The organism is Paenibacillus sp. BT-177, from assembly GCF_025846815.2.
GTDB classification, from domain to species: domain Bacteria; phylum Bacillota; class Bacilli; order Paenibacillales; family Paenibacillaceae; genus Paenibacillus; species Paenibacillus polymyxa_C.
On sequence record NZ_JAOYTP010000001.1, the window covers coordinates 1,015,337 to 1,040,399 of the forward strand.

At 45.8% G+C, this 25,063-nt stretch carries 26 protein-coding genes; 2 read left to right on the forward strand and 24 right to left on the reverse strand.

Features of this window, described 5'->3' with window-relative positions:
- Positions 1-18 precede the first annotated feature (18 nt).
- From OIU26_RS04670 to OIU26_RS04785, 24 genes are all read right to left on the reverse strand, one after another.
- Complete coding sequence (locus OIU26_RS04670) at positions 19-204, reverse strand: hypothetical protein (protein ID WP_102163596.1); 186 nt, start codon at positions 202-204, stop codon at positions 19-21.
- Positions 205-214: 10 nt separating this feature from the next.
- Positions 215-1,231 carry a GTP 3',8-cyclase MoaA gene (moaA, locus tag OIU26_RS04675; protein WP_264216086.1) on the reverse strand — a complete coding sequence of 339 codons (1,017 nt, stop codon included), beginning with the start codon at positions 1,229-1,231 and terminating at the stop codon, positions 215-217.
- 69 nt (positions 1,232-1,300) lie between these two features.
- Positions 1,301-1,534 carry a MoaD/ThiS family protein gene (locus OIU26_RS04680; protein WP_025679245.1) on the reverse strand — a complete coding sequence of 78 codons (234 nt, stop codon included), beginning with the start codon at positions 1,532-1,534 and terminating at the stop codon, positions 1,301-1,303.
- Positions 1,527-1,970 carry a molybdenum cofactor biosynthesis protein MoaE gene (locus OIU26_RS04685; protein ID WP_058830144.1) on the reverse strand — a complete coding sequence of 148 codons (444 nt, stop codon included), beginning with the start codon at positions 1,968-1,970 and terminating at the stop codon, positions 1,527-1,529. Before OIU26_RS04685 ends, OIU26_RS04680 begins: the two co-directional genes overlap by 8 nt.
- An 86-nt stretch (positions 1,971-2,056) precedes the next feature.
- On the reverse strand, positions 2,057-3,076 hold the full coding sequence (locus OIU26_RS04690) for a ThiF family adenylyltransferase (RefSeq protein ID WP_264216087.1): 1,020 nt from the start codon (positions 3,074-3,076) through the stop codon (positions 2,057-2,059).
- Positions 3,077-3,099: 23 nt separating this feature from the next.
- Positions 3,100-4,314, reverse strand: coding sequence for an MFS transporter (locus tag OIU26_RS04695; RefSeq protein ID WP_264216088.1), 1,215 nt, complete (start codon positions 4,312-4,314; stop codon positions 3,100-3,102).
- A gap of 207 nt (positions 4,315-4,521) precedes the next feature.
- A complete protein-coding gene (locus tag OIU26_RS04700) occupies positions 4,522-5,169 on the reverse strand; it encodes a response regulator transcription factor (RefSeq protein WP_038978085.1) in 648 nt (215 codons plus the stop codon).
- A 7-nt stretch (positions 5,170-5,176) separates the two neighbouring features.
- Complete coding sequence (locus tag OIU26_RS04705; protein WP_165081900.1) at positions 5,177-6,241, reverse strand: ATP-binding protein; 1,065 nt, start codon at positions 6,239-6,241, stop codon at positions 5,177-5,179.
- Position 6,242: 1 nt separating this feature from the next.
- A complete protein-coding gene (locus tag OIU26_RS04710; RefSeq protein ID WP_013372380.1) occupies positions 6,243-6,695 on the reverse strand; it encodes a GAF domain-containing protein in 453 nt (150 codons plus the stop codon).
- Positions 6,696-6,740: 45 nt separating this feature from the next.
- Positions 6,741-7,424, reverse strand: coding sequence for a respiratory nitrate reductase subunit gamma (gene narI, locus OIU26_RS04715; protein ID WP_013372381.1), 684 nt, complete (start codon positions 7,422-7,424; stop codon positions 6,741-6,743).
- Positions 7,421-7,987, reverse strand: a complete 567-nt coding sequence (narJ, locus tag OIU26_RS04720) for a nitrate reductase molybdenum cofactor assembly chaperone (protein ID WP_013372382.1) — start codon at positions 7,985-7,987, stop codon at positions 7,421-7,423. Before narJ ends, narI begins: the two co-directional genes overlap by 4 nt.
- Positions 7,980-9,569 carry a nitrate reductase subunit beta gene (gene narH, locus OIU26_RS04725; protein WP_016324613.1) on the reverse strand — a complete coding sequence of 530 codons (1,590 nt, stop codon included), beginning with the start codon at positions 9,567-9,569 and terminating at the stop codon, positions 7,980-7,982. The genes narJ and narH overlap by 8 nt, the downstream gene beginning before the upstream one ends.
- Positions 9,559-13,233 (reverse strand): nitrate reductase subunit alpha, encoded by a 3,675-nt coding sequence (locus OIU26_RS04730; RefSeq protein ID WP_040103189.1) that lies wholly within the window; start codon positions 13,231-13,233, stop codon positions 9,559-9,561. Before OIU26_RS04730 ends, narH begins: the two co-directional genes overlap by 11 nt.
- Before the next feature lie 198 nt (positions 13,234-13,431).
- A complete protein-coding gene (modB, locus tag OIU26_RS04735; RefSeq protein WP_264216089.1) occupies positions 13,432-14,103 on the reverse strand; it encodes a molybdate ABC transporter permease subunit in 672 nt (223 codons plus the stop codon).
- Positions 14,104-14,105: 2 nt separating this feature from the next.
- Positions 14,106-14,957 carry a molybdate ABC transporter substrate-binding protein gene (gene modA / locus OIU26_RS04740; protein WP_164964560.1) on the reverse strand — a complete coding sequence of 284 codons (852 nt, stop codon included), beginning with the start codon at positions 14,955-14,957 and terminating at the stop codon, positions 14,106-14,108.
- Positions 14,958-15,003: 46 nt separating this feature from the next.
- On the reverse strand, positions 15,004-15,711 hold the full coding sequence (locus tag OIU26_RS04745) for a DUF542 domain-containing protein (protein ID WP_040103187.1): 708 nt from the start codon (positions 15,709-15,711) through the stop codon (positions 15,004-15,006).
- Positions 15,712-15,820: 109 nt separating this feature from the next.
- Positions 15,821-17,242, reverse strand: a complete 1,422-nt coding sequence (hemY, locus tag OIU26_RS04750; RefSeq protein ID WP_264216090.1) for a protoporphyrinogen oxidase — start codon at positions 17,240-17,242, stop codon at positions 15,821-15,823.
- On the reverse strand, positions 17,235-18,341 hold the full coding sequence (locus OIU26_RS04755) for a TIGR04053 family radical SAM/SPASM domain-containing protein (RefSeq protein ID WP_264216091.1): 1,107 nt from the start codon (positions 18,339-18,341) through the stop codon (positions 17,235-17,237). The genes hemY and OIU26_RS04755 overlap by 8 nt, the downstream gene beginning before the upstream one ends.
- A 15-nt stretch (positions 18,342-18,356) precedes the next feature.
- Complete coding sequence (locus tag OIU26_RS04760) at positions 18,357-19,145, reverse strand: YwiC-like family protein (RefSeq protein WP_043886028.1); 789 nt, start codon at positions 19,143-19,145, stop codon at positions 18,357-18,359.
- 123 nt (positions 19,146-19,268) lie between these two features.
- On the reverse strand, positions 19,269-20,066 hold the full coding sequence (locus tag OIU26_RS04765; RefSeq protein WP_264216092.1) for a hypothetical protein: 798 nt from the start codon (positions 20,064-20,066) through the stop codon (positions 19,269-19,271).
- A gap of 34 nt (positions 20,067-20,100) precedes the next feature.
- Positions 20,101-20,571: a hypothetical protein gene (locus tag OIU26_RS04770; protein ID WP_264216093.1), complete on the reverse strand. Its 471-nt coding sequence runs from the start codon at positions 20,569-20,571 to the stop codon at positions 20,101-20,103.
- 50 nt (positions 20,572-20,621) lie between these two features.
- Positions 20,622-21,092 carry a DUF6097 family protein gene (locus OIU26_RS04775; protein WP_264216094.1) on the reverse strand — a complete coding sequence of 157 codons (471 nt, stop codon included), beginning with the start codon at positions 21,090-21,092 and terminating at the stop codon, positions 20,622-20,624.
- 24 nt (positions 21,093-21,116) lie between these two features.
- The gene (locus OIU26_RS04780) at positions 21,117-21,818 is read right to left on the reverse strand and encodes a YwqG family protein (protein WP_264216095.1); all 702 of its coding nucleotides are present in this window, start codon (positions 21,816-21,818) and stop codon (positions 21,117-21,119) included.
- Positions 21,819-21,838: 20 nt separating this feature from the next.
- The gene (locus OIU26_RS04785; RefSeq protein ID WP_264216096.1) at positions 21,839-22,765 is read right to left on the reverse strand and encodes a cell division protein ZipA C-terminal FtsZ-binding domain-containing protein; all 927 of its coding nucleotides are present in this window, start codon (positions 22,763-22,765) and stop codon (positions 21,839-21,841) included.
- 157 nt (positions 22,766-22,922) lie between these two features.
- On the opposite strand from OIU26_RS04785, the gene OIU26_RS04790 reads away from it, so the two are divergent.
- A complete protein-coding gene (locus OIU26_RS04790) occupies positions 22,923-23,672 on the forward strand; it encodes a hypothetical protein (protein WP_025679277.1) in 750 nt (249 codons plus the stop codon).
- A 274-nt stretch (positions 23,673-23,946) separates the two neighbouring features.
- A complete protein-coding gene (locus tag OIU26_RS04795; RefSeq protein ID WP_013372400.1) occupies positions 23,947-25,032 on the forward strand; it encodes a WXG100 family type VII secretion target in 1,086 nt (361 codons plus the stop codon).
- The last annotated feature ends 31 nt before the right edge of the window (positions 25,033-25,063 follow it).

The following is a 25,063-nucleotide window of genomic DNA, read 5'->3' on the forward strand; positions in this document are numbered from 1 at the left end:
ATCACTCACCTTTCTGCGTTATTGCAAATCTGTATACAAAAAGAAAAGGCAAAACCCAACACATGGAAATCCAGTTCCATGTCCCGGGTTTTGCCTTTTCAGTAACAATCCCAAGATCATAATAACATCAAATTTAAGTTTTGCCAACAAAAATGTTTGCGCTTTCTTTTTGGGGGCAGCACCTTGAATACGGCCCATTGCCATGATAAAAATGTCAGCCCCCAATATAGGACATGTTAATTTTTTTTCGGTTGTTTGCAGTCTCTTCAGTACGTTCATCGGAATACCGATCTAAGCGTTGTTCCCATACTGAAGTAATCGCATCGAGTAGCTCCTCATTATTCGCCCCGTTACGAAGCATCTGGCGCAAATCGAATCCGTCTGAAGCAAATAAACACGTATAAAACTTGCCATCAGAAGATAGACGGGCACGCGTGCAGGATGAGCAAAATGAATCAGAAACCGAAGTAATAAAGCCAACTTGCGCGTCGCTGTCTTTATAACGGTAACGTTTTGCCACTTCTCCAAAGTAATTTTGATCTATCGGCTCCAGCTCGTACGCATTCTTAAGAAGCTCAATAATTTCTTCTTTTGTTACAACCTTTTTGAAGCTCCACCCGGTATCGTTACCTACATCCATAAACTCAATAAAACGAAGGGTTATTCCCTGCTCCTTAAAATAAGCGGCCATCGGCAAAATTTCAGAATCATTAACACCTTTTTGAACCACCATATTGACCTTGATCTCAAATCCGATTTCTCTTGCACAATCAATCTGCTTCAAAATAAAAGCAGGCTTAATGCCCCGTCCATTCATCCGCCCAAATAGCTCGGGGTTCAGAGCATCTACACTGACATTCAGTCGTCGCAGCCCCGCATCATAGAGGTGCTGAGCCTGTTGCCCTAGTAGCAAGCCATTTGTGGTCAACCCCATATCCTCCACTCCGTTGATAGACAAAATTCGAGAGACAAGGTCGGGAAGATTCGGCCGCATTAATGGCTCACCGCCTGTGAGCCGGATTTTTTTGACCCCAAGGCCTACAAAGAGCTCCGTAAGGCGATGGATCTCTTCAAACGATAGGCATTCGCTTTTGGGAAGAAAGGCAAAATCGTCGCCGAAAATTTCTTTTGGCATACAGTAGGAACAGCGGAAATTGCAGCGATCCGTAACAGATATACGTAAATCGCGGATCGGACGCCGCAATAGGTCTTTCAGTGAATGTGAACTCATGTGACCACCTTCTTTTTTTCATTAGCTGTATTTGACGTTGCAGAAATGGACACATGACGAGCATTTTCACTAGCCACCGCTAACAGGCGGAATAAAAGCTGCGATATCTCCATCCTGCAGTACATCTGTAAGCAACGCGTACTCTTCGTTTACTGCAATTCGTGTAGACTTGATCGGCATATCTGGATATTTATCTGTAATCCAACTGCATAATTCTCCTACAGTTTGTCCTGCCAAATCTGCCATTTCTTCAGATTTCCCCGTCACCTCACGGAGTCCTGCAAAATAGTACAGCTTAATCATGACTGATTTCCTCCGGTTTTTTCTTTTGTTGTCCGATCCATTGCGTTCCGTCTTCCCAAATCTCTCGTTTCCAGATTGGGACGATTTCCTTGATTCGCTCGATTGCGTATTCATTCGCCTGATATGCATCCGAGCGGTGTGGTGAGGAGACGGCGATGACAACGGCAATATCACCGATCTGAAGTTCACCAATCCGATGTGCAATTGCTACTCTTGTCCCTTCCCATTTCTGTTCAATTTCGCGGCCAATCTCTGCAAGCTTTTTCTCGGCCATAGGCACATAAGCTTCGTATGCAAGGTATAACGTCCGTACGCCTTGGGTCCACTCTCTTACATGCCCTGTAAATAGGGTCACTGCTCCTGCTTCCGGTCTTAAGACATAATCCGCATAGGCCTGTGGGAGAATGGGCTCCGTCACGATTTCAAATACACTCATTTTTTCCACCTTCCAGCCATCCTGCAAGCTACTCTGCTAGAAAAACTCTATACATTATTTACATTTATCGGATCTATATCTCTTGTTCAACCAAATAACTGATGGTATAGCTTTTGACCTCTGGCAACACTTCCGATCCCGTGAATGAGGAGTCTTCCGTTTTTAAATAAAATCATTCGATGCTTAAAGGCATAAAATTCAACGAAATAAGGGGTCCTTTTTACATGTTCCGCCATAAGCCTGCCCATCTTCTCTGCATCGTCCAGCGTGATCGGACGATGAGGGTCTGGAAGAACCTGCACCACATCCCGCCCGCACAGCGCCGCATATGCCGAGCGATGGGTTGCTGTCAGTGCAGGAAACTCAGGCTGTTCTCCACAGGTTGGACAATCTGGATTCCGGATGCGGGAAATCCCTATGTCCATTTGCGTATTTTCCCATAGATCAAATAGATGAACCTTGCTGCGCATCTTATCACGTTTGCCGCTCAGCCACTTCATGGCTTCTGTACATTGGAGGGCGGCCGTCACTTGGACAGCAGGCGATATGATTCCAGCCGTATCACAGGTCTGATTGATCGCTGGCAGCGAGGGCACAAGGCAGCGAAAACATGCCGACTTGCCCGGCACGAACGGAAAAACAACGCCTGTGCTTCCAACACAGGCGCCGTAAATCCATGGAATTTCAGCCTTTAGTGCAGCATCGTTTATAAGTAACCGAGTTTCAAAATTGTCCGTTGCATCCATCAGCAATGTGCTTTTACCAGCAAGCTCTTGAGCAAGCCCGGCATCCAGGCTGTCGAGATAGGTATACAAGCGTACGTCTTCTCGTATCGCCTTCAGTCTTTTTTCAGCAGCCATAACCTTGGGGAGCATTTGTACAGCATCCTGCTCCGTGAATAACTGCTGGCGTTGCAGATTCGACGTCTCCACATAATCACGGTCAACCAGGTGAATCTCTCCGACGCCCGCTCTTACTAATGTTTCAGCAATGGCGGAACCTAGTGCCCCGGAGCCGATAATGGTTACAACAGCTTCAGACAGATTACGTTGTCCTTCACTGCCGATGGGTCTAAATAAGATCTGTCTTGAATAACGTTCCTTCATCACAATGTCCCATACCTTTTCTCTTACTGCTGAAGTTCCTTTTGTTTCTTAAAGCGGCCCTGCCCCACCGAGTCGAGTGCTTCGGCAGCTACAGGGAAGCGTGCTTGATAATACAGCCATATCACGAGGATCAGACTAGCCAGTGCCACTTGGGAGAGCAACATGAACCCAATGGAATATTGGCCAGTAGCGGCATGAATCGTCGATAACAAGATCGGAGGGAAAAAGCCACCCAGGCCACCCATCATGGATACAATTCCGTTCACTATACCTGCCTGTTTATTAAAATAAAATGGAACTAGCTTGAAAATGACACCGTTCCCGATTCCTGCACTCACAGCGATAGCCAAGCACCCTACGGTATACAAGGTGATGTCTGGTGAAAAAGCCAGAAGAATCGCAGCAACCGTATACACAGCAAACGTACCTACCAGCAGGAACAAGGGCTGAAAACGATCCGCCAGCCAGCCACCGATTGGGCGGAAGAATGTGGCAATCGCGATAAAGCCTGCTGTACGCATCCCTGCATCCACTTTATCCAGTTCAAAGTTTGATACGAGAAAATTCGGTAGATACACCGTAAAAGCTACAAATGAGCCAAACGTAATAAAATAAAAGAGCGAGAAAAACCAAAGCTTTTCATTTTTGTAAACCCCTTTGATTTGCTCCATAATCGGGGTTTTGACTTTAGCTTCATGACGGTCCCCAAAGAAGAAGTTCAAAACGATAAAAACAAGCAATAGAATAAGGTACAGCTTGACTGTAAGTGCCCATCCTACCTGTGTTGCTACAATTGGAGCAGAGAAAGTCGTTACCGCTGTCCCCAAGTTGCCCACACCATACATCCCGTTGACAAAGCCATGTCTTTCCTTCGGATAATACTTGGGCAGTGAAGTCACTCCAACCGAGAACACCGCTCCCCCAATTCCAAGGAATAAGCCACCGATAATTAAATCCGTCATCGTAGAAGCTTCACTGATATAGTAGACCGGAAACAAAAGCAAAACAAAGCTAACGAGGAAAACGATTCTCGCCCCGAAAATATTGGCATAATAACCAAGCGGAATGCGCAGAATCGATCCAAGCACGACCGGAATCGCCGTAACCATGGCCAGTTTTCCGGGTGGAATCACGATATCCTCCGTAATGAACGGCATGAGGGAAGAAATGATGACCCACACCATGAATCCAAGAATCAAGTTCAATGTTTGTAGCGGCAACTGCATTTTTCTAATCATTTAACTCACCTTTTCAACTTTTTTCTGTCGAATGATTGATTTGCATTTTTCTGTTCCTATTGTAGCCGCTAGCCGTTCCTTTCGAATATAGGGGACTCCCCTTTCCCAGTCAGGGGAGTCCCTGAAAATAAAAAAGCCGCTTCCCGTAAGAAGCTGCTTGATTCATTCTAGATATATTATTGGACTAAAAATGATCTTCTTCATAAACTAAAAATCCAGCATTTTTTTCTTTAAAGCATACTGGACCAGCTCAGGCCGGCTTTTTAAATTCAATTTCTCCATGATTTTAGCTTTGTTCGCTTCCACGGTCTTGACAGAGATGAACAGCTTTTCGGCAACTTCCTTGTTACCGTATCCCTTTGCGACCAGAGGGAGAATCTCCAACTCACGCTTGGACAGGATCTCATAAGGATCTTCGGTTTGTGAGGTTGTATCTTTCTTGATGAACTCACGCACAAGAGAAGTAGCCATTTTAGGATGGATATAAGTCCCACCCCCATGAATGGTGCGTATGGCAAGCAATAGCTCCTCATCGGGTGCATTTTTCAAAACATATCCTGAAGCACCGTTCTTCAAAATATGAAATAGATATTCTTCGTCGTCATGCATGGTCAAAATCAGAATTTTAGTATCGGGGTGGTCCTCTTTAATCTTGCCTGTAGCGATCAATCCACTTTCGCCTGGTGGCATACTAAGGTCCATAATTAAAATATCCGGCTGATGCTTAGCTACCATAGTATACGCTTCAATACCGTCCGCAGCCGTTCCGACAACCTCCATATCCGATTGGAAGTTCAGAATCATGGAAAATCCACTTCGTACAATGGCATGGTCATCCGCTAATACAATTTTGATCAAGTTTCTATTCCTCCTCATGTCCAATCGGAATTTGTAAAAAGACTTTGGTTCCTTGACCAACATTAGAAAGGACGCCAAAACTTCCACCTACCAGCTCTGCTCGCTCCTGCATACCATACAGACCAAGTCCCGTTCCAATAGGTTTGCCCCCTTTATCAAAGCCAATCCCATCATCCTCTACAGTTAAACGAAGCGAATGTTCATGCTCGGACAAAGAAACTTTAATGGTGTCGACCTGGGCATACTTCAACGCATTGAGCACAGCCTCCTGGCAGACGCGGTAAATGACTGTTTCTTTTTCGCTTCCATACCGCTTTTGGGGAAGATCAGATGCGAACTCAACCACTAGACCAAAGCTTTGCTCGACCCGCTTAAAGTGGGAACGGAATGCCGCTTCAAGTCCAAAATCATCAAGGGTGGCAGGCCGGAGTTCCACAGACAGGTTACGGATATCATCCAGCAAGCGTGTCATGGATGCTTCCGTCTGCTTCATGTTTTTAATGAGCTGATCATCATTCGTCATGTATTTTAACACTCGTAGTTCAACAACCGCGCTCATCAATTCCTGGGCGACGCTGTCGTGCAGCTCTCTAGAAAGCCGTTTACGCTCGTTTTCCTGTGCTTCAATGACATGCTTCATCATTTTGTTTTGATACAATTTTTCCTGCGTCTGAAATTGCGGGGTCAAATCTCTCAGCATCAGCACCCGGATTCCATTTGTAGAATCAACGGTATGGAAAGAAGCGGCATAGGGAACCATACCATTGCTTTTTGTTTCCAAATAGACTTGAAAAGAAGCAAATTTGTCGGATTCAGGCACATTGAAATAACAGTCAAGGCAGGTGCGGGGCTCTGTGTCGCTTGTGTAGCCCCTGCATGTTCCGCATAAAGCTCTGTCCTGTCCTTCATAGAGTTGAATGAGAACGTCATCGCCTACAATCTCCTCAGCCGCCGGATTCATGGCTAGGGTTTTCCCTTCCCTATCAAAAAAGAAGATAGCTTCTGTGCTGTTCTCAAACATCTTCACCATTAGCGCACTCAAAGAGTCTGTCCCTATAGACAATGTCAATTCAAATCACTTCCTTCCCGTTCAACTCTCCAAACCCCTCATGTGCCAAGGCTTCCAAATCACGCATCATGGCTTCGGTCATCAGTTGTTCTTCTCGAAATCCACCCAATAGTACGCCCGCGACGCGAGCATCGTTCCACAGAGGCACAGCCCCGAGACTCTTGAGCTTTTCGGATTGAACGATCGGATAGTTAAATAGGTTCTCTGCCCCAACATATTGATGAACAGATGGAATAAAGACAGACTTCCCGGTTTTAAACACGACTCCTGCTATGCCCTTTCCAGATTGCAGCACAATCCGCTTAAATCGATCATTTAAATTGCCAGCGGCATTTTTCCATTTAATGACGTATTGATATTCGGCCGGTTCAACCAGAGCAAGTGCCATAAAATCATAACCGAAATGTTCGCGTATTCGCTCAAGCTCCCTTTGATAATCCATCTTATTATTCATCACTCTCTCCTAATAAAACTAGGAAAGAAGGCAGGGCCCGCTTTCCTAGTTCGATTTATGTCTTCTGTACAGGATATAACTTCTGCGCACATAATTCAACGGAACGCTCCACACATGTACAAGCCGGGTAAACGGCCAGAACGCAAAAATCGCAAAACCCATAAGTACATGAAGCTTGAAAGAAATCGGTACATCTCTCATCAGTGTCGGGTCGACACGGAATATGAACAGGCCGCGGAACCAGATTGAGATCGTCTCCCGATAATCGAATTCAGGCTGTACCGCATTCGTTACGAGAGTTGCAAACATCCCCATGCATACAAGCGCCAACAGCAATACATTTACAATCAAATCAGAAGCTGTACTTAAACGGCGCACATTACGAATTGTAAAACGTCGAGAGGTAAGTATCAACATCCCCAGGAACGTCATAGCCCCAAATATTCCACCAATATAGACCGCTCCAATGTGATATAGATGATCGTTTACACCCAGCGCATGCATCCAGGTTTTGGGTATGCCCAGACCAGACACATGACCAAATATAACAGGAATAATCCCCAAGTGGAATAAGAGACTTCCAATCATCAATTGTTTCTTTTCAATAAATTCACTCGATTTTGCCGTCCAATTGAACTGGTCAGTTCTATAGCGGAAGATATGACCTACGATAAAGATGACCACGCACATATAAGGGAAAATGACCCATAAAAACTGCTCCATCATCATAACGCGGCTGCCTCCTGTTCTACGCAAGCTTTAAGCGTTTCGCGCAGTCCCTTGACCAGATGAAAATACGGGCTTTCCATTTTTTCCAGCGCTTTAAGCAAATGATAGGTGCCGTCTTCCAAAATCGCGATGGGCATGCGGAAGTTTTCTGTCGTCTTTGCATCCTGCACCCATTCAGCGGCATATAGAAATTCACACATGAGCGGCAGATAATCAGGCAGCTCTCCATCTGGCATTTCAAGACCATACATTTCATAGAGGACCTTTAACTTGACCAGCATTTGCCCTCTTTCCTTTGCATCTTCGAACTTGAAGTAAGTCATATATAGTGCGCAATTTTTTTGAAAATCAAAAGTTTCCGTATACATTTCCTGGATTTCTTCCATACTAAACTCTTGCATCAAAGACCAGTACATATTAGCATGCGTATACGCAGGATGATCCGGATTAAAGGATGCTTCCAGAAAAGCCGGATGAAAATCCAGCTTTTCTGGGTACATGAGTTGTTGGGCGAAAAACCCGAATGAAGGCTTGAATTCATACAGTTTCGCTACATTAATCACGCCAAATACCCCCGTAGAAGTTTTCTTCATACATTTGCTTGCCTGTTTTCGAAGGCTCTTCCATTCCTGTGGAGCTTCCCAGGCTACAACCGCTACAGCCAGCTCCTTGAGTTCCACAACTATCCATAGTCCCTAAAGTATCACCGTAACCGGCAGCTCCTTGGGCGCGATATGGATTGGCATAACCCTCTTTATGCGATGTCGGAATGACGAAACGGTCCTCGTATTTGGCAATGGCCAGAAGCCGGTACATTTGCTCTGCCTGACGTGCTGTCATGCCAGTGCGTTCCAGACGGCTTTCATCGAAAGATTGTCCTGTGGACTGGGCGCGCATATAGGAGCGCATCATAGCCATCCGCTGCAGCGATTCTTTCACCGTCTGGGTGTCGCCCGCCGTCAACATATTGGCAAGATACTGAATAGGCGTGCGCATTTCTTCGATAGCTGGAAAGATCATATCCGGATTCTCGATGGAGTCTTTCCCTTCAAAGTAATTCATGATGGGACTAAGTGGTGGTACATACCAGACCATCGGCAACGTGCGGTATTCCGGATGAAGCGGGAATGCCAGCTTATATTCAATCGCAAGCTTGTAGACCGGTGAGTTCTGCGCTGCCTCAATCCAGTCTTGCGAGATCCCATCTTTTTTGGCCTGCGCAATCACTGCCGGATCACTTGGGTCCAAGAATAAATCACACTGTGCTTTATACAGATCTTTCTCATCCTCTTTAGAAGCAGCCTCTTGCACCTTATCCGCGTCATACAATAGAACGCCAAGGTAACGAATTCGTCCAGTACATGTCTCGGAGCAGACGGTTGGCAACCCGGCTTCCACGCGCGGGAAGCAGAAGGTACATTTTTCTGCTTTGTTCGTCTGCCAGTTGAAGTACACTTTCTTGTATGGACAACCCGTCATGCAATATCGCCAGCCGCGACATGCTTCCTGATCCACGAGCACGATGCCATCCTCGTCCCGTTTGTACATAGCACCCGAAGGGCAGGATGCGACACAGCTCGGATTCAGACAGTGCTCGCAAAGCCGAGGGAGATACAACATGAACGACTTTTCGAAATTGAATTTAATCTCTTCTTCGATTTTCTGAATATTGGGATCAAGAGGTCCTGTCACATGGGTGCCTGCCAAATCGTCTTCCCAGTTTGGTCCCCAATTCAGATCCATTTTTTCGCCTGTTACAGCAGATTGTGCACGTGCTACCGGAGAATGCTTCTGCTCTTTAGCGTTGGTCAAATGTTCATAATTGTAGGTCCACGGCTCATAATAATCTTTCATTTCAGGCATATCGGGGTTGTAGAAAATTTTACCTAGCGCTATCTTGGACAGCTTGTTCCCTGACTTCAGTTCAAGCTTCCCTTTGCGAAGCTGCCAGCCGCCCTTATACTGCTCCTGGTCTTCCCAGCGTTTTGGATACCCAATACCAGGTTTGGTTTCCACGTTGTTGAACCACATATATTCCGCACCTTTGCGGTTTGTCCAAGTTGTTTTACACGTCACGCTGCACGTATGGCAGCCAATACATTTATCCAGGTTCATGACCATGGCAATTTGAGCTTTAATCTTCAAGCCAGTTAACCTCCTTCATTTTACGTACCGCTACGTACACATCGCGCTGGTTGCCGATCGGACCGTAATAGTTGAATCCGTAGCTAAGCTGAGCGTATCCACCAACCATCTGGGTCGGTTTGAGATGAATTCTTGTTGGCGCATTATGACTGCCCCCGCGTGTATCCGTGATTTCGGAGCCTGGCACTTGAATGTGCTTATCTTGAGCATGGTACATAAACATCGTTCCTCTTGGCATCCGGTGGCTGACAACTGCCCGGGCGGTTACGACACCGTTACGGTTGTACACCTCCAGCCAGTCATTGTCGGCAATAGCATGAGTTGCTGCATCTTCGTTATTGATCCATACCGTAGGACCTCCGCGGAATAGCGTAAGCATATGCTGATTATCCTGGTAGGTGGAGTGTATATTCCATTTCCCGTGTGGAGTCAGATAACGAAGCACCAGTGAATCCTGACCACCCTTGATTTCCCGATCACGCGTGCCGAATACCATCGGTGGCAAAGTCGGTTTATAGATAGGCAGCGACTCCCCAAACTGCTGGAAGATTTCATGATCGATATAGAAATGCTGTCTTCCTGTCAAAGTCCGGAACGGAACGAGACGCTCAATATTTGTGGTAAATGGCGAGTAGCGACGTCCCTGTTTGTTGGAGCCACTGAATACCGGTGTCGGTATAACTTCACGCGGCTGCGCTGTAATGCTTTGGAACGTGATTTTCTCGGCTGCGCGGTCGGCTGAGATGTCCATCAGCTTCACCCCGTGATCCTTTTCCGCCTCTTCGTAGGCTTTTTGGGAGACACGACCATTGGTTGCCGACGACAGATGGAGAATCGTATCGGCCACTTGGCGAGCTGTCTGGATTTTCGGCAGTCCATCTTTGATGGACTCATCGTAATAGACCCCGTTCAGCTTCTTCAATTCCTCATATTCCTCCGCTACCGAGAAGCTAACGCCGTGCGCGCCCGTTTTTCCTGTAGCCAAATTGGGACCGAGCGAGACATACTTATCGTAGATTTTCGTGTAATCGCGTTCTACGATGCTGAAATTAGGCATAGTTTTACCCGGTACAGCAGCGACCTCGCCCTTCGTCCAATCCTTGACAAGACCCATCGGCTGCGAAATTTCGCCTATAGAATCATGTCCAAGCGGTGCAGTTACAAGGTCTTTATATATTCCCGGCAGATGCACTTTGGCCATGTTCGAGAAGGTTTCAGACAGCTGACGGTAAATATCCCAGTCTGAGCGGGATTCCCAAAGCGGATTTACCGCCGGATTAAATGGATGTACGAACGGGTGCATGTCTGTTGAGGACAAATCCGTCTTCTCATACCAGGTTGCCGCCGGAAGCACGACATCCGCATACAATGGCGTTGTGGTCATCCGGAAATCAAGTGCGACCATCAAATCAAGCTTTCCTTCTACATCTTCCCGCCAAACGATTTCCTCTGGCTTCTGATCTTCGTTCGGTCGGGCAAGCAGCGCGTCGGAGGCTCCGAGCAAATGCTTCATGAAATATTCCTGTCCCTTGGCCGAGCTGGAAATGAGGTTGGACCGCCAAATAAAGAGTGAACGCGGGAAGTTCTCTGCTGCCCCTGGATCTTCAATAGCGAAACGGGTCTTACGCGATTTAATCTCTTCCACAGTGTGGTTAATGATTTCCTCGTTTGACTTCTTGCCTAATTGCGCTGCTTCTTCTGCGAATAGCAAGCTGTTTTTATTAAACTGCGGGTAAGAAGGCATCCAACCCAACCGGGCAGCAAGCACATTGTAGTCCGCCGGATGCTGGTAACTGACATCTCCCGCAGTCGGGGATTTCAATGTGTCGGTGCCACTTTCTTCATAGCGCCACTGTTCTGTTGCAAAATAGAAAAATGAAGTAGCATTTTGCAATCGAGCCGGTCCCTGCCAGTCTTTTGCAAAGGCAATCGTTGACCAGCCTTCAATAGGACGGCACTTCTCTTGACCTACATAATGCGCCCAGCCTCCGCCGTTGACACCTTGGGAAGCAGTCAGCACGACCAGGTTCAAGATGGAGCGATAAATGGTGTCACTGTTGAACCAGTGATTGATACCCGCCCCCATAATGATCATAGAACGTCCTTGGGTGTCGATTGCGTTTTGAGCAAATTCGCGAGCAACTTGCACTACAACCGATGCCTTGACTCCCGTGATCTTTTCCTGCCAGGCAGGAGTATAATGACAAGCTGCATCGTAATAGTCCTTTGCATTATGAGGGCTATCATTGCGAGCGACACCATACTGGCTCATCATCAAATCATATACGGTGGCTACGAAACGCTCTGAACCATCAGCCAGACGTACTTTTTTCGCCGGAATGACACGTTTAAACGTTCCGTTACCTGCGTTATCAAAATAAGGGAATACGATTTCTTCCCATTGCTCGTCATGACCTACCACCGTGAGCGCAGGTTCAACCTTTGTTCCGTCTTCCCGCTCCAAGATCAGATTCCATTTCTTATCTTGCTCCCAGCGCTGTCCCATTGTACCGTTCGGAACCATCATTTCGCCTGCTACTTCATCGAATATGACCGGTTTCCAATCTGCATGTTGTGAAGCATCCCCCAGATCGCTGGCCCGCAGAAAACGTCCGCCTTTCCAGGCTCCTTCGTGGGGATCAAGCAGAATCATGAATGGCATATCTGTATATTGCTTGGCATAGTTAATGAACATAGGTTCCTGGCGTTCTTGATAGAACTCATCCAGAATGACATGCGTCATCGCCTGTGCAACAGCGGCGTCTGTACCTGGATTAGGTGCAAGCCAGTTATCAGCGAACTTCACATTTTCCGCCAAATCCGGAGCCACGGATACAACCTTCGTTCCTTTATAGCGTACTTCCGTCATAAAATGGGCATCTGGCGTCCGGGTAAGCGGCACGTTCGAGCCCCACATGATCAGATAACCTGCGTTGTACCAATCTGAGGATTCAGGTACGTCCGTTTGCTCACCCCAAATTTGAGGAGAAGCAGGCGGAAGATCGGCATACCAATCGTAAAAGCTCAACATCTCCCCACCAAGCAGAGAAATGAACCGAGCTCCCGAGGCGTAGCTAATCATTGACATCGCCGGAATGGGGGTGAAGCCTGCAATCCGGTCAGGACCGTACTTACGGATTGTGTAAATTAATTGAGCCGAAATCAGGTGCAGAACATCATCCCAAGCCACACGAACATGCCCGCCTTTGCCGCGAGCCGATTTGTAGAGCTTGGCTTTCTCCGGATCTTCCACAATGCTGGCCCATGCGTCTACCGGATTGCTATGCTCCTTGAGGGCAGCTTGCCAGAGTCGCAATAACTTACCGCGCATATATGGATATTTCACACGTAACGGGCTGTATTCATACCAAGAAAATGAAGCCCCACGCGGGCATCCACGCGGCTCAAATTCCGGCATGTCTGGACCGCAGGAGGGGTAATCGATTTGCTGATTTTCCCAGGTGATGATGCCATTCTTAACAAAAACCTTCCAGCTACAGGAGCCAGTACAGTTAACACCATGCGTCGTACGAATCACTTTGTCATGAGACCAACGCTGGCGATACACGTTTTCCCATTCTCTATTTTTTTCTTCAAGGATTGACCAATTTCCAGAATAGCTCTCGATTGGCTTGAAGAAGTTGAGACTGTATTTTTTTTTCATCGGTGATCAACGCTCCTTTTCAGAATGAATCATCCCATCGCAAACTCACGGGGAAGATTCATTCGCTTACTCTCATTATGTAATTCATTCATCTCCGTTCCCATTAGGGAATGTCCTATAGCGCTATAGAAAATCCCTCGTTCTATGGAAAGATACAAAAAAAGCCCCCTCTACCAGAGGGAAGCTTGTATGAATAAATTAATTGTTCTTTTGGCCTGTTAACAGGAGCATCATAAAGGAAATCAGTATAATAGAGCATGTCCATACCCAGGCCATAGGAAGATGACCAGAATCTACTGCAATATAGATGGCTGTAGGGATCGTTTGTGTTTTACCCGGAATATTTCCGGCAATCATCAGCGTAGCCCCGAATTCGCCCAGCCCACGGGCAAACCCGAGTATAAAGGCCGCTTTAAAAGAAGAGAAAATCAACGGAAAGGTGATATATCGAAAGACCTGCCATTCATTTGCCCCCATTGAGCGTCCCGCGTTTTCCAAGTCCTGATCCACTGAAGCGAATCCCATTCTCAGTGTTCGATAGACTAGAGGAAAAGCCACAACCACCGCGGCCACAACCCCAGCCCACCATGAAAATACAATAGGCTCGCCAAACCATTGCTCCACCAAACGTCCAAACCAACTTTTTCGTCCGAGTAAGATTAACAGTAAAAATCCAACTACCGTTGGTGGGAGTACCAAAGGCAGCATAAGCACGGTTTCAACGAGTGTTTTCCCTTTGAATAATCCTAACCGCGACATGGACCATGCCGCAAACAAGCCTAATAGGATCACCAAAACGCTGGATAACAGTGCAACCTGTAACGATAATCGGATCGGAGGCCAATATTCGTTCCAATCTATAGCCTGCATGCTCACTTCGGTATGGTAAATCCATACTTAGCCATAATATTCAGAGCTTCTTGCGATTGAAGGTATTCATAGAAGCTTTCGGCTTCTTGGATGTGCTTGGAAGCTTTGATGATCCCGATAGGGTACTCAACCGTTGAATAAGTTTTAGAGTCCACCTCAAAGGCAATTTTCGCCTTTTGCGAAGTCAACGCATCTGTCTTATACACAAATCCGACATCTGCGTTACCCGTTTCCACATATTGCAGCACTTGTCTAACATCTTTTGCCTGAACGAGCTTGTCCTGTAGCACATCCCAAAGCTTTACGTTCGTCAGTGCTTCCTGTGCATATTTGCCTGCAGGAACACTCTCAGGAATACCGATTGCTACCTTTTTCACTTCGCTTTGCGTTAAATCCTTTACACTCGTGATGCTCATCGTCCCGTCTGCAGGGATCACCGCTACCAACTCGTTCGTCAGCCATGTTTTTTGTTGATTGCTCTCGATTAACTGCTGATCTACGAGAGACTTCATGTTTTTCTTCGAAGCAGACAAAAACAAGTCCGATGGAGCTCCTTGCTCAATCTGCTTTTCCAGTGCACCAGAACCACCAAAGTTGAAATTCAATTTAATACCTTTATGGGATGATTCGTACAACGGTTGAATTTCTTTGAGTGCATCTGTTAAGCTCGCGGCTGCGGAAATGGTCAGATCAACAGTTTCAGCCTTGTTCGATGAATCCTGGCCGGAGACCTCATTCTGGGCCGTGCTGCTACCACTTGAAGCTGATTGTTGCCCCGCACCGCACCCCGCAAGTAATAACACAATGGCAAAAATAAAAAAGAGTGCCTGACTATGTTTAACAAATTTCTTCATTTTATTGGCTCCTTACGTTCAGCCTGTCATTAAGTGAGAGGTTACATTATGAATGGAGTTGTGCCTGTCTGGTACGTTCAACTAAGGTACAATTCTCAAGAAGAATATGATTATAAATGTCTGCTTCCAGATCCTCCAAACGCTTCAATACAAGTCGATGCGTACCACAAGCTTCCTGCAGCGGCTCAAAGCCATTGGTAATCAAGCGCAGCTCCTGCAGTAAATCCACAACCGCTTGATGCTCCTCTTGCAACTCGGATAAATGAAAGTGAAGTGCGTCCACACGCTCAAATGCCGAGTCTTGAAAAAACGCTTGAATCAACGGAAACAGAAGGCTTTCCTTGAATTGAATATGTATCGTTAACTTCTGTTTAAGCAAGGTATAAAGTTCATTCACTCGCTTTAGGTGCGAATAACGTTCGCCATGAACCCGCGTTAGTTTGGTAATATACGGTGTGAGCGCCGCTAGTTCTTCACATAACTTTGTGTGATACTCATTCTGAATATAGGCGATCAGTTCTTTGGGTTCGAGTGAGGAAGGTTGCATTTGCTTGTGCTGTGCCTGATTTTCCTCCACTTCATGCACCCGCGCCAGCAGTTCACCAGCGTGAAGCCCCCGGCTGGCAGCTGCTTCACGGAGCGATATTTTCCCGCCACAGCAGAAGTCAATCCGTAGTTTACGGAACAAGTCACTTGTTTTGGGTACTTCTTTCACAATGTCCGCTACCCATGTTTCTTCCGTTAACTGGCTCATTTTTCATTCCCCCATCTTACTTCAGTTTTATACTCAACTCTCATTCTATGTCTCTCTCAAGGCTGAACCAATTAGGGTGATCCCTTTTTCACTCGTGGAAAGAGCCTGATTATAAGAAACCTGAGACCAGCTGTTCAGCTGCTTCTTTGCCTTGAGCGATACAATCTGGAATGCCAACGCCTCCATAACCAGCGCCACAAAGAAACACATTCGGAAAATACTGTGACAAATCATGTCTCACCTTCGCCATCTGTTCTTGGTGCCCAATCGGATATTGTGGCATGGATTGATTACACCGACTGACCTCGGTCATTTCAGGTTGAGCATCGATCCCCATTAGATCTTTCAGGTCTTTGCGGGCTGCTTCCACTAGTTCCTCGTCTGTCATCTGAACCCATTCCTGTGCACCTGCATGACCAATGTAAGTCCGTAAGAGTGTATACCCTTCAGGTGCGGTATGGCTCCACTTTGTAGATGACCAAGTACAGGCCGTAATCATTTTTCCTTCCTTACGAGGAACTAAAAATCCTGTACCCTCATAGGAAAGATGAAGGTCTGAATTTTTATACGCCAAGGAAATATTGGCTACCGAAACGTAATTGATCTTATTAAGCCAGCTCACACTTGTGATATCGGAAAATAATTTAGCCGCCTCAAAGGCTGGAATAGCGCAGATTATTGCATCTGCATCTATGATTTGTCCTTGGTCCAGGACTACCTGATAACCGTTCTCTTTTCTTATCTCAGCCACACGCTGCTCCATCACAAATTGGACAGTGTCGAGCTTTTCCTTTAACCGCTCCACGATGGTCGATAATCCATGTCGATAGGAAAGAAACATGCTTTTCTTGGCGATTTCCGGCAATTTGTTAGGTGCACCCGACTTTCTCCCCGCCCCTTTAGCCATACCTATAATCAGACTTCCATGCTTTTGTTCCATCTGCTTAAATTGAGGGAAGGTTGACTTGAGGCTAAGAGAATACGTATCGCCAGCGTAAATACCAGATAACAAAGGCTCTGTAATCTGCTCCAACACCTCTTTACCTAGACGCCGCTTGATAAAATCTCCCAGAGATTCATCCATGTCGCCTTGCTTGCCTGGAATGATTAAATCCAGGGCTGCGCGCGCTTTTCCCAGTGGAGAAATTAGTCCTGTCCGAATGAAGGGAGTTAACTTGGTTGGAATACCTAAAATAAAGCCCATCGGCATGGTGTGCAGCTTACCTTTATGCAAAATGGAGGCCGACTTGGCCTTCGGATTTGTTGACACCAAATCAGCTTCCAGTCCCAACTCCATAGTCAGATCCAATATAGCCGTCTTTCTGGCCAGGAAAGCATCTGGTCCTTTTTCGATCATAAAATGATTTTGGCGAACCGTTTGCAGCTTTCCTCCCAGGCGATCGCTTTTCTCCACCAGTGTAATCTCCACTTCAAGCTGCCTGTCCTCCGCCAGCTTCTTCACATAAAAGGCAGCACTTAAACCGCTTATTCCTCCACCGAGGATCATAACTCTTTTGGCATTTTTATTCATGAGCACACGTTTCCTTCCCCACTCCAGGCATATATGCACAATAAGGGTCACTCTCCAAGTAGTCTCCTGTGATTGCAAAAGCTCTTGCTCTGGAGCCTCCACAGACTGTATTGAACTCGCAGACTCCACACTTGCCTTTAAGCAGAGATTTATCCCGAAGATTATTCATAATCGGAGAGTTCCGATAAATATGGGCCAAACTATCCTTTCGTACATTCCCGCATGTTAGCGGCAGGAAACCACTCGGGTACACTTCGCCGACATGACTGATAAAAACAAATCCATCTCCATCATTTACACCTTTAGGGGCACGTCCCAGAACATCTGCCCTTTTTTGTTCGAACGTTGCACTATGCTGTCCTGCTTTGTGCTTTTCCTGTAGAACCACCCTTCGATAGTGAGGTGCTTCGGTAGCCTTTACACCGTAGGGCATCTGTTGCTGTATCTGATACAACCACTTCATTACAGCCTCATGCTCATCAGGAGTAATCATATCTTTTTCCATACCACGCCCGGTTGGAACGAGAAAAAACAAACTCCATAATACCGCCTGCATTTCCTTTACCTTCTCTGCAATTCGCTCCAGATCGTGAAGATTGTATCGGGACACGGTTGTGTTCACTTGGATAGGGATGTTCAATTCCTTCAAATAGCCAATTCCCCGCATGGTCGTATTATAAGAACCCACAGTCCCTCGAAAATGATCGTGAATGTCCGCGCATGAACCGTCCAGGCTAAAAGCCCACCGTGATAAACCAACCTGCTTTGCTTTTTCGACTGCTGCTCGTGTCACTTTCGGGGTAGCACTGGGAGTCATTGAAACCGATAACTTTTTTTCCTCAATTGCATATTGAGCCAGCTCAAACAAATCAGGACGCGCTAACGGATCTCCACCTGTGAAAACCACTAATGGATGATTCATCTCGGCGATTTGATCAAGCAGCTTTTTGCCCTCTTCAAATGTCAGCTGACGAGGGTCAGGCTTATATTGGGCTTCCGCTCTACAGTGAAGGCATTTTAATGCGCAAGCTCTTGTTACCTCCCAAATGACGATAAACGGGTCTACGCGATAATCTCGTGGCGTTTGCAAAGATATCATTGATGTCTCTCCTTTTTAAAAATATAAAAACAGCACAGATACATAGAGCATCAATGAAAATCCAATTTCAGCCATGCCTACATGCTTTGCCTTTAACTCGAACTTAGGAAGCCATATAGCTCGTATGAACAAAATTAAAAATGGAATAACCAAAAACACCTTGATCCAGGCGGCAAACAGCACAATGATCAGATGATAGATAATAGACGCATAATAGTAACGTGGATTTTTTCTTTCACGGATGATCGTTTTAACATAAAGAGCCGTTCCTATGAAATAACACACCAACAGCAAAAACAGCTCTGTGGTTAGCGTCCAATCTCCGCCTTCTCCAATATGAACAACAGGATATATAAAAGAGCAGAAAAGCAGAATCGCGGCAATATCATTTAACAAAGCACGCTCATTCTTCATTTTGGCGTAATACATATTAGCCATAAAAAAGAACAGAAGCAGAACTCCGTACCAGATCAACGCAGGTTTAACCCATACTAGAGAAGCTAAAAGAGGAAGGAGTATTGCTCCGTAAATAACAACAGGTTTACGGTATCTTTTACTGTTTCCTGTTTTGATCCATTGGAGAACAGGAAAACTAAATAAATAGATAAAAAACCAGCATACGAATAAAGGTATATGAATGAATTGTTTTGGAGAAGCAGCTAAGCCAAACAAAAATGGAAGAATGAGCATTGCCCAAGCTCCATGCTGATTGGGGATGTATCTACTGATCCCTTTCAAAGTCTTGATCCTTTTTTCACAATGTGTAACATCTTTGTAGCTACGGTTAATCGACTCATCATCCATTCCCCCAAAGTTCAATTTTTCACCCTACTTTAATTCTAAGTATTCTGTCCAATTGAACCAATCAGGGAGTTCCCTTATTTGTTTGGGGGAATAGCCTAACCTGAAGATAAACCTTCACTTTCTTTATAAAAACGTACCGAAGTAATAGTCGAGCGCTTCCTGTGAGTATCCGTCATCTCCTTGCCAGGCTGCTACCGAACAAAAATCATCATTGCCGCCGCGGCGCCTGCGAGGTGTGTCCCGTGGTGTGAGCAATCCTGCATATCCCCATACTTCCATAGCCACATCGCGTTCATTTTTACTGGATGGGAGCACATCTTTCCAGCGCTTCTCCAATTGTCGTGGACCGTTCTGATCCTCACAGTCCTGAACCGCTTCCAGCATGTTATGAAGGATAACCAGATCCTCATCAGTAACCTGGAACTCCTCCTCTTGACTGAACAATTCGAGGTCCATCCAACAATAAAGAAGGTGATTCAGCCGAATACCTCCCCATTTGATTCGTTCAAAATTCAGTACATTCAAATCCTTATTGACGTACTCCTTATCGGACATTAGTTTATGAAAATTACAATCCCCACAGCTACTGTAGTTTGGCAGGACGACAGGCCGCTCCCTATAGGTGTGCAAAGGCAGTTGTGCGGTTAATGCCCAGCTCGATAAGGCGCTTCGTAAATGGACTTTTTTCGTGGAAAGACTGTGTAAAAACGCTGCTGCCACTCGCTCTTTTGTAGCCTTTTGCTGGTGCAGCTCATATAACCTTTTTATAATCTCATCATGTGTAATGGTGATCGGATCGAACATCAAGCCCATACTTTTGGCATATTCAAAATCCTCACCCGAAAAAGGTTCCCTCTCCTGCTTCCAGCCGCTGGAGGACCAGAAAGTGTTCATAAGTATTTTCTTTGCTTTTTTATCCATCACACTTCTCCTTACTCGTCTGACACTCTCACCTTCAACAATCATCTTTATACTTAAAAGCAATGGCCGTATTTCCCGACCGGGGGTCAAAATAAGAAGAGATTTTCCCCCAGTTCAGTTCATATTCCATATAGGGGTAAGGCTTGGTTTGACGATAGCTTGGCTTCATGGACAAATGTTGTTCTAACAAACGATCATGCTCCCTTTGCCGCTTTCTCTCCCCTTCCTCAGACCAATTATCCCATGAGGTTGGAAATTCGTTGCCCTGGAGCGAAATCTCCACAACAATTAGGGTTGTATCCTTAAAGCATACAGACACAAAAAAATGCCGGTGCAGCAAAGGAACCTGATCAAAATGGTACCAAATGTACCCATTTCCTAGCTTTCTTACAGAATGAAAATATTTCGTGTACAAAGCAGTCTCTAACAACTGATCTTCCGTTAAAGAAGAATAAAACGCGTGCTCATTATCAACATGAATGATTCCCGATTCCCAGTCATTCATTGCTGCCACTCCTTAAGCTGGTATGACAATCTACTAGTTGCTCTCTAGCCTCATTTGTCCACATGTTGGAAAATGGCCTGCCAGGACCGATCCAGCACACGCGTATGTAATCGTCTGGCATAAACATTTCTAACGATGGCAAGAACGATCACACCCACGAATACAACACTAAGTATTGTAATAGAGGGAACCCAGTAGTCGAACATGGCATTCACCAACACTTGCAGCAGATGTCGTTCCGGCTGCAAATATTCCACCGCCGCAACGATAACTGCTGCCAGCAGTATAATCACAGATATGATCAAAAGTATTGTATTAATTACTTTGTATCTGGCAAGCCCTTGCTGAAAAATGCGAGTGCCGGCATATTGCTCCAGCAAGCTGATCTGCTTGTGAAAATCATCCTCCACCTGCTCTACAGGCAGGTCGTGCTTCTGAATCAAGGCATGTGCTTTCTTCAGTTCGGATTGAATAAATAGACTGCTCTGGATGGCAGATCCTAACTGACCTAAAACATTCATCTCTTTTTTACCCCATTTCAATATTTAGTAAAAATCAAAGTAACCCCGCCAGATTCCTTCATTCTGATGCTTGGCAAAATAAAAGCTGCCCCCATCGACAATATTCAATCCAGCTTTGGCATCTGACGCAATCTGAAACATAAATTCATAGCCTTCGCCAAAGTCGATGCCTGGTTGAATAAAGCTGGGATAGCCACCGATTTTGTGAACCGCATGTATTTCCTCCACGATGTCCTCAAAATAGTCGGGTTCTTCCTCATCCATGTTGTTGAGGGCATCACCATATTCCTCAGGGATATCTTCCCCGTCCCAAACGGGATAGTCATTCTCTATGAGCTCGGGGAATAACGGGAATGCCTTGATATGCATGAATGCCTCCCCAAAATCTTTTTCGACCAAATCCTCTACCGACGTATACTCACGAATACACATATATCCTTCCATGTCCTCATGATCCAGTACATCGGGTGACAGGAAGACCGTCAACAGCTTGACATCACGTATAGCTTGTGGAACAAAAGGCATAGCAGGCAAATACAATTGCATGATCGGAGCCATAGCATTCCCCTGTACATCAACGGGTTGTTCTTCCGCCGGCAAAGCCACTGTAACTCTGCCAATCCAGCTCTGTTCCAGGGAATCTAACGGTCTGCGGCCCCCTGTATGAAAAATAGTAGCTTTACGTTTTAGAATCGTTCTTAGCTTCTCGATAGAGTTGCTGGACAACGAAATCACCCCTTTCTAGGCTAGAGTAGAAACGCAACAGCATACTCGCCTGCTTTAAATCCAAACTCACTTAATCGGTCTTCCATCTCTTGAATTTGACAAAGATAATCTTCCGGTACAGCTGGCAAATCTTGTTCATTGACTAATGTTCCGCCGAGTCTGGTGCGTGCATATTCGGCACTTTTCCACATCGCCTCAAACACAGTTTGCGGCTGCACCGTTCTTACCACATCCATACTGAAAATCAAATCTGCAAACCGATCCTCTGCAAGTGTACTCAGCCAAAAAAATCCAGGCTCTGTTCCCGTATGTACGCTAAATAGTTCATCATTGCCTCCCGGACCGTGATGTTGTGCATGGAAAATATCCATATCTCCCCACTTCATTCCAAGGCTCAGCATGACATCCCAAATGTCCGCTCCACGATAAGATTGATCTTGATCCGCTACCAGCCTAAGCATGACAAAGTGTTCCCTCTCACCCTCCTGATCTGTAAAGGCTTGTAGCTTTTCCGCTTTTGCACGTGCATGGGCAGCATCCTCCCGAGGAAGCACACGAATGGTCCCCTTCTCCTGAAATCGCGCCGGTAGTGTGTTCATAAAATCAGCAACCTTGGCTTCTTCCAAACAAATCTGCATCTCTACATTGTTGAATATATCCACACAAATACAGATTTTATCATAACGGCATTCGCCTTCTAGTCTACGCCCGACGCTAGTCCATATCTGCAAATCTTGGACATGCCCGTATACGATATATCCTTTGAGCAATTGCAAAATGTCTTCATCTGACAACGTAAAATCACAGAATTCCACATCTATCAGCCAGTAGATATTAGAATCTGGCTCTACTTCATGAACTCCCTTTATTGTCTTTCTAGGCCCATGATCCAACTCTACGGCAAGGATGCTCGATACATCCTCACTTCCATATTCAGGTAAAATCAAAATCCCTCCTCCTTATTACCTATTTTTTACTTTATAGTTTCCTATAATTCTCAATCTATATTAAACTATAAACCACCAAGCACAAAATAGGTTAAAAGTGCTGGGTTGTTGAACATGACTCGTAGAAACTCAAAGCTTCGAAAGGGGAGAACTCATGATGCAAAAACTTTGGCAAAAAGGAAAGGCTCTGTCCCTGCCTATAGTGGTGTCTGCATCGCTGATTTCAGGAACGCTGTTGGTAAATAATATACCTACGGTGAATGCGGCTGCGACCAAGGAACTGCTTCAGTTATCCGGACAGACGACTTACTACGGAGAGGTTGAGAATGGACAGCCAAACGGACGTGGTACGATCAAATGGAGCGAATACAAGCAGTATTCGGGCGATTTTGTGAATGGCAAGCGATCAGGAACTGGAAAATATATGAATCAATATACAGATGCAGATGGACAACATCATAAAGTCGTATACAACGGAACATGGAGCAATGACACGATGAGCGGTAAGGGTACGCAGACTGAAAAAGTGACGCAATCGGATGGAACGATCCGTTCGAATCAGATCCAAGTAGGTACTTTTCAGGATAATGGATTACAGAACGGCTACCAAGTGATCCATGCTGTAGCCGATCCAGACTATAGCTTCACTTATAAAAATGGAAAAGAAGTGCTAAACATCTTGCACAGTAATCAAGATCTGGTCCAAAGATGGCAGCAAGGAGAGCTCTTCTCCGTAAATTATAAAAATGGCTCTGTTCAAAAGGAATACTCCATGTTCCCTGAAGAGGTCGCAACTAAAGAACGTCAAAGACAAGCGGCCATCAAGTATCTCAAAGGGATTACCGCCAAGGTCACCCCTCACTTGCAGCAGTTTGAAAAATTGTCCAAGCAGGTCCCTCTGAAATAAGCTAGAATGTCGCACAATATATAATAGCTTCTATGCATGAAAGTCTCTCTTTTTTATGGAAATCTCCATTTGAACAGAGAGGCTTTTTTCATTTTCTTCATGAATGACATATAAGAACTTCGGATCATAACGACTCCTACTATTCTCCCTTATGCCCATCAACGAACTCATACAAATGACTTATTTTTCGCTCAAACCCCCTCCTTTTTTTGCTAACTCTCGCTAGAATCACTAAAATATAAAGTAATTATTTTAATCATTCGAGGTGGACATCATGGCTAAAATTATGGTTCCTCCTGAGAAACTAGAGGCGGTTTCCAGGCAGTTCGCGCAGGCACGTGAGCTGGGGGCACAAATTTGCGGACAACTGTCACAGCATATTCAAATGCTAGAGAATAGCTGGGCAGGAACGACACAGCAGCGCTTTTATCAGGATTTTCACAAAGCACGTGGACAAATGGACGCTTTCACTCAAACCGTCGGTTCTGTCAGCACAGAGCTGCGTTCGATTGCAGTAAAATTCAAGGAAACAGATACCCAAGCAGACACAGGGATTAACCAAGGAGATCAAAGCGGACAGATTAAGAGCAGTGAAGGAGCAACTTCCGGAAAAAAAGGAAACGATCCCGCAGATATAGCCATTAACAGCCTGTCAGAGGCCAATAAATGGCGAGGGCAACTGGGCTTTGCTGGAACAGCGATCTATAGCGGTCTGGCTTCCACACTTGTGCTCACCAAAACAGTAGAATTCAAGAAAAGTCTGAAAAATCCCACTCGAGCGGTTATACATAATGCGGCATGGGTGAAAGGCAAAGGTAACAATGCTTTTATGCGTAATTTGGGCAAAAGCATAAACCGCCAGTTCGCTAAACCAGGTATTGTGATGAAGGGCTTGAAAGGTTTCGATCGTTTAGCTGGAAAGCTTCAAATGGGTAAGCTCGGCCTTGGGTTTAACAAAGCCAACAGCTTTCCTCAGTGGACGCGCAACGTCATCGCCGGGGTGGAAAAAGGACGCTACGGCATAGCAACACGCCAAATTCCCGGCATGATCGCCAAAAAGCTATATCCAATTAATGCCACCATGAATATTGTGGGCGAGGGCATCAGTCTGGCTGGAAAATGGAAAAGCGGGAAGCTTACCGGAACGGATGTGGCTGTATCTGCTTCTAATGTAGCGATTAAAACCGCCGCAACTTATGGCGGAGCTGTCGTTTTGGGGTCCATAGGTGGTGCTATCGGCGGTCCGGTTGGTGCAGCCGTCGGTGCATACGTCGGCGGTACAGTGGGGAGCTGGGCAGGTGGAAAAGTCGCCAAATTCGCCGAAAAAGGGATACGCTGGGCCAGCAAACTATTCAAATAAACATACACTTAACAGATGGAGAAGGAGCCTG

What these genes read in the sequence shown, in the direction of transcription:
- OIU26_RS04790 (WP_025679277.1), top strand. Translation starts at nt 22,923, where the DNA reads ATGCAAAAACTTTGGCAAAAAGGAAAGGCTCTGTCCCTGCCTATAGTG.
- OIU26_RS04730 (WP_040103189.1), bottom strand. Translation starts at nt 13,233, where the DNA reads ATGAAAAAAAAATACAGTCTCAACTTCTTCAAGCCAATCGAGAGCTAT.
- OIU26_RS04795 (WP_013372400.1), top strand. Translation starts at nt 23,947, where the DNA reads ATGGCTAAAATTATGGTTCCTCCTGAGAAACTAGAGGCGGTTTCCAGG.
- OIU26_RS04685 (WP_058830144.1), bottom strand. Translation starts at nt 1,970, where the DNA reads ATGAGTGTATTTGAAATCGTGACGGAGCCCATTCTCCCACAGGCCTAT.
- OIU26_RS04770 (WP_264216093.1), bottom strand. Translation starts at nt 20,571, where the DNA reads ATGAATGACTGGGAATCGGGAATCATTCATGTTGATAATGAGCACGCG.
- moaA (WP_264216086.1), bottom strand. Translation starts at nt 1,231, where the DNA reads ATGAGTTCACATTCACTGAAAGACCTATTGCGGCGTCCGATCCGCGAT.
- OIU26_RS04690 (WP_264216087.1), bottom strand. Translation starts at nt 3,076, where the DNA reads ATGAAGGAACGTTATTCAAGACAGATCTTATTTAGACCCATCGGCAGT.
- OIU26_RS04745 (WP_040103187.1), bottom strand. Translation starts at nt 15,711, where the DNA reads ATGAGCCAGTTAACGGAAGAAACATGGGTAGCGGACATTGTGAAAGAA.
- modB (WP_264216089.1), bottom strand. Translation starts at nt 14,103, where the DNA reads ATGCAGGCTATAGATTGGAACGAATATTGGCCTCCGATCCGATTATCG.
- modA (WP_164964560.1), bottom strand. Translation starts at nt 14,957, where the DNA reads ATGAAGAAATTTGTTAAACATAGTCAGGCACTCTTTTTTATTTTTGCC.
- OIU26_RS04775 (WP_264216094.1), bottom strand. Translation starts at nt 21,092, where the DNA reads ATGAATGTTTTAGGTCAGTTAGGATCTGCCATCCAGAGCAGTCTATTT.
- OIU26_RS04670 (WP_102163596.1), bottom strand. Translation starts at nt 204, where the DNA reads ATGGCAATGGGCCGTATTCAAGGTGCTGCCCCCAAAAAGAAAGCGCAA.
- OIU26_RS04755 (WP_264216091.1), bottom strand. Translation starts at nt 18,341, where the DNA reads ATGATATCTTTGCAAACGCCACGAGATTATCGCGTAGACCCGTTTATC.
- narI (WP_013372381.1), bottom strand. Translation starts at nt 7,424, where the DNA reads ATGATGATGGAGCAGTTTTTATGGGTCATTTTCCCTTATATGTGCGTG.
- OIU26_RS04695 (WP_264216088.1), bottom strand. Translation starts at nt 4,314, where the DNA reads ATGATTAGAAAAATGCAGTTGCCGCTACAAACATTGAACTTGATTCTT.
- OIU26_RS04710 (WP_013372380.1), bottom strand. Translation starts at nt 6,695, where the DNA reads ATGAATAATAAGATGGATTATCAAAGGGAGCTTGAGCGAATACGCGAA.
- OIU26_RS04765 (WP_264216092.1), bottom strand. Translation starts at nt 20,066, where the DNA reads ATGGATAAAAAAGCAAAGAAAATACTTATGAACACTTTCTGGTCCTCC.
- hemY (WP_264216090.1), bottom strand. Translation starts at nt 17,242, where the DNA reads ATGAATAAAAATGCCAAAAGAGTTATGATCCTCGGTGGAGGAATAAGC.
- OIU26_RS04680 (WP_025679245.1), bottom strand. Translation starts at nt 1,534, where the DNA reads ATGATTAAGCTGTACTATTTTGCAGGACTCCGTGAGGTGACGGGGAAA.
- OIU26_RS04760 (WP_043886028.1), bottom strand. Translation starts at nt 19,145, where the DNA reads ATGGATGATGAGTCGATTAACCGTAGCTACAAAGATGTTACACATTGT.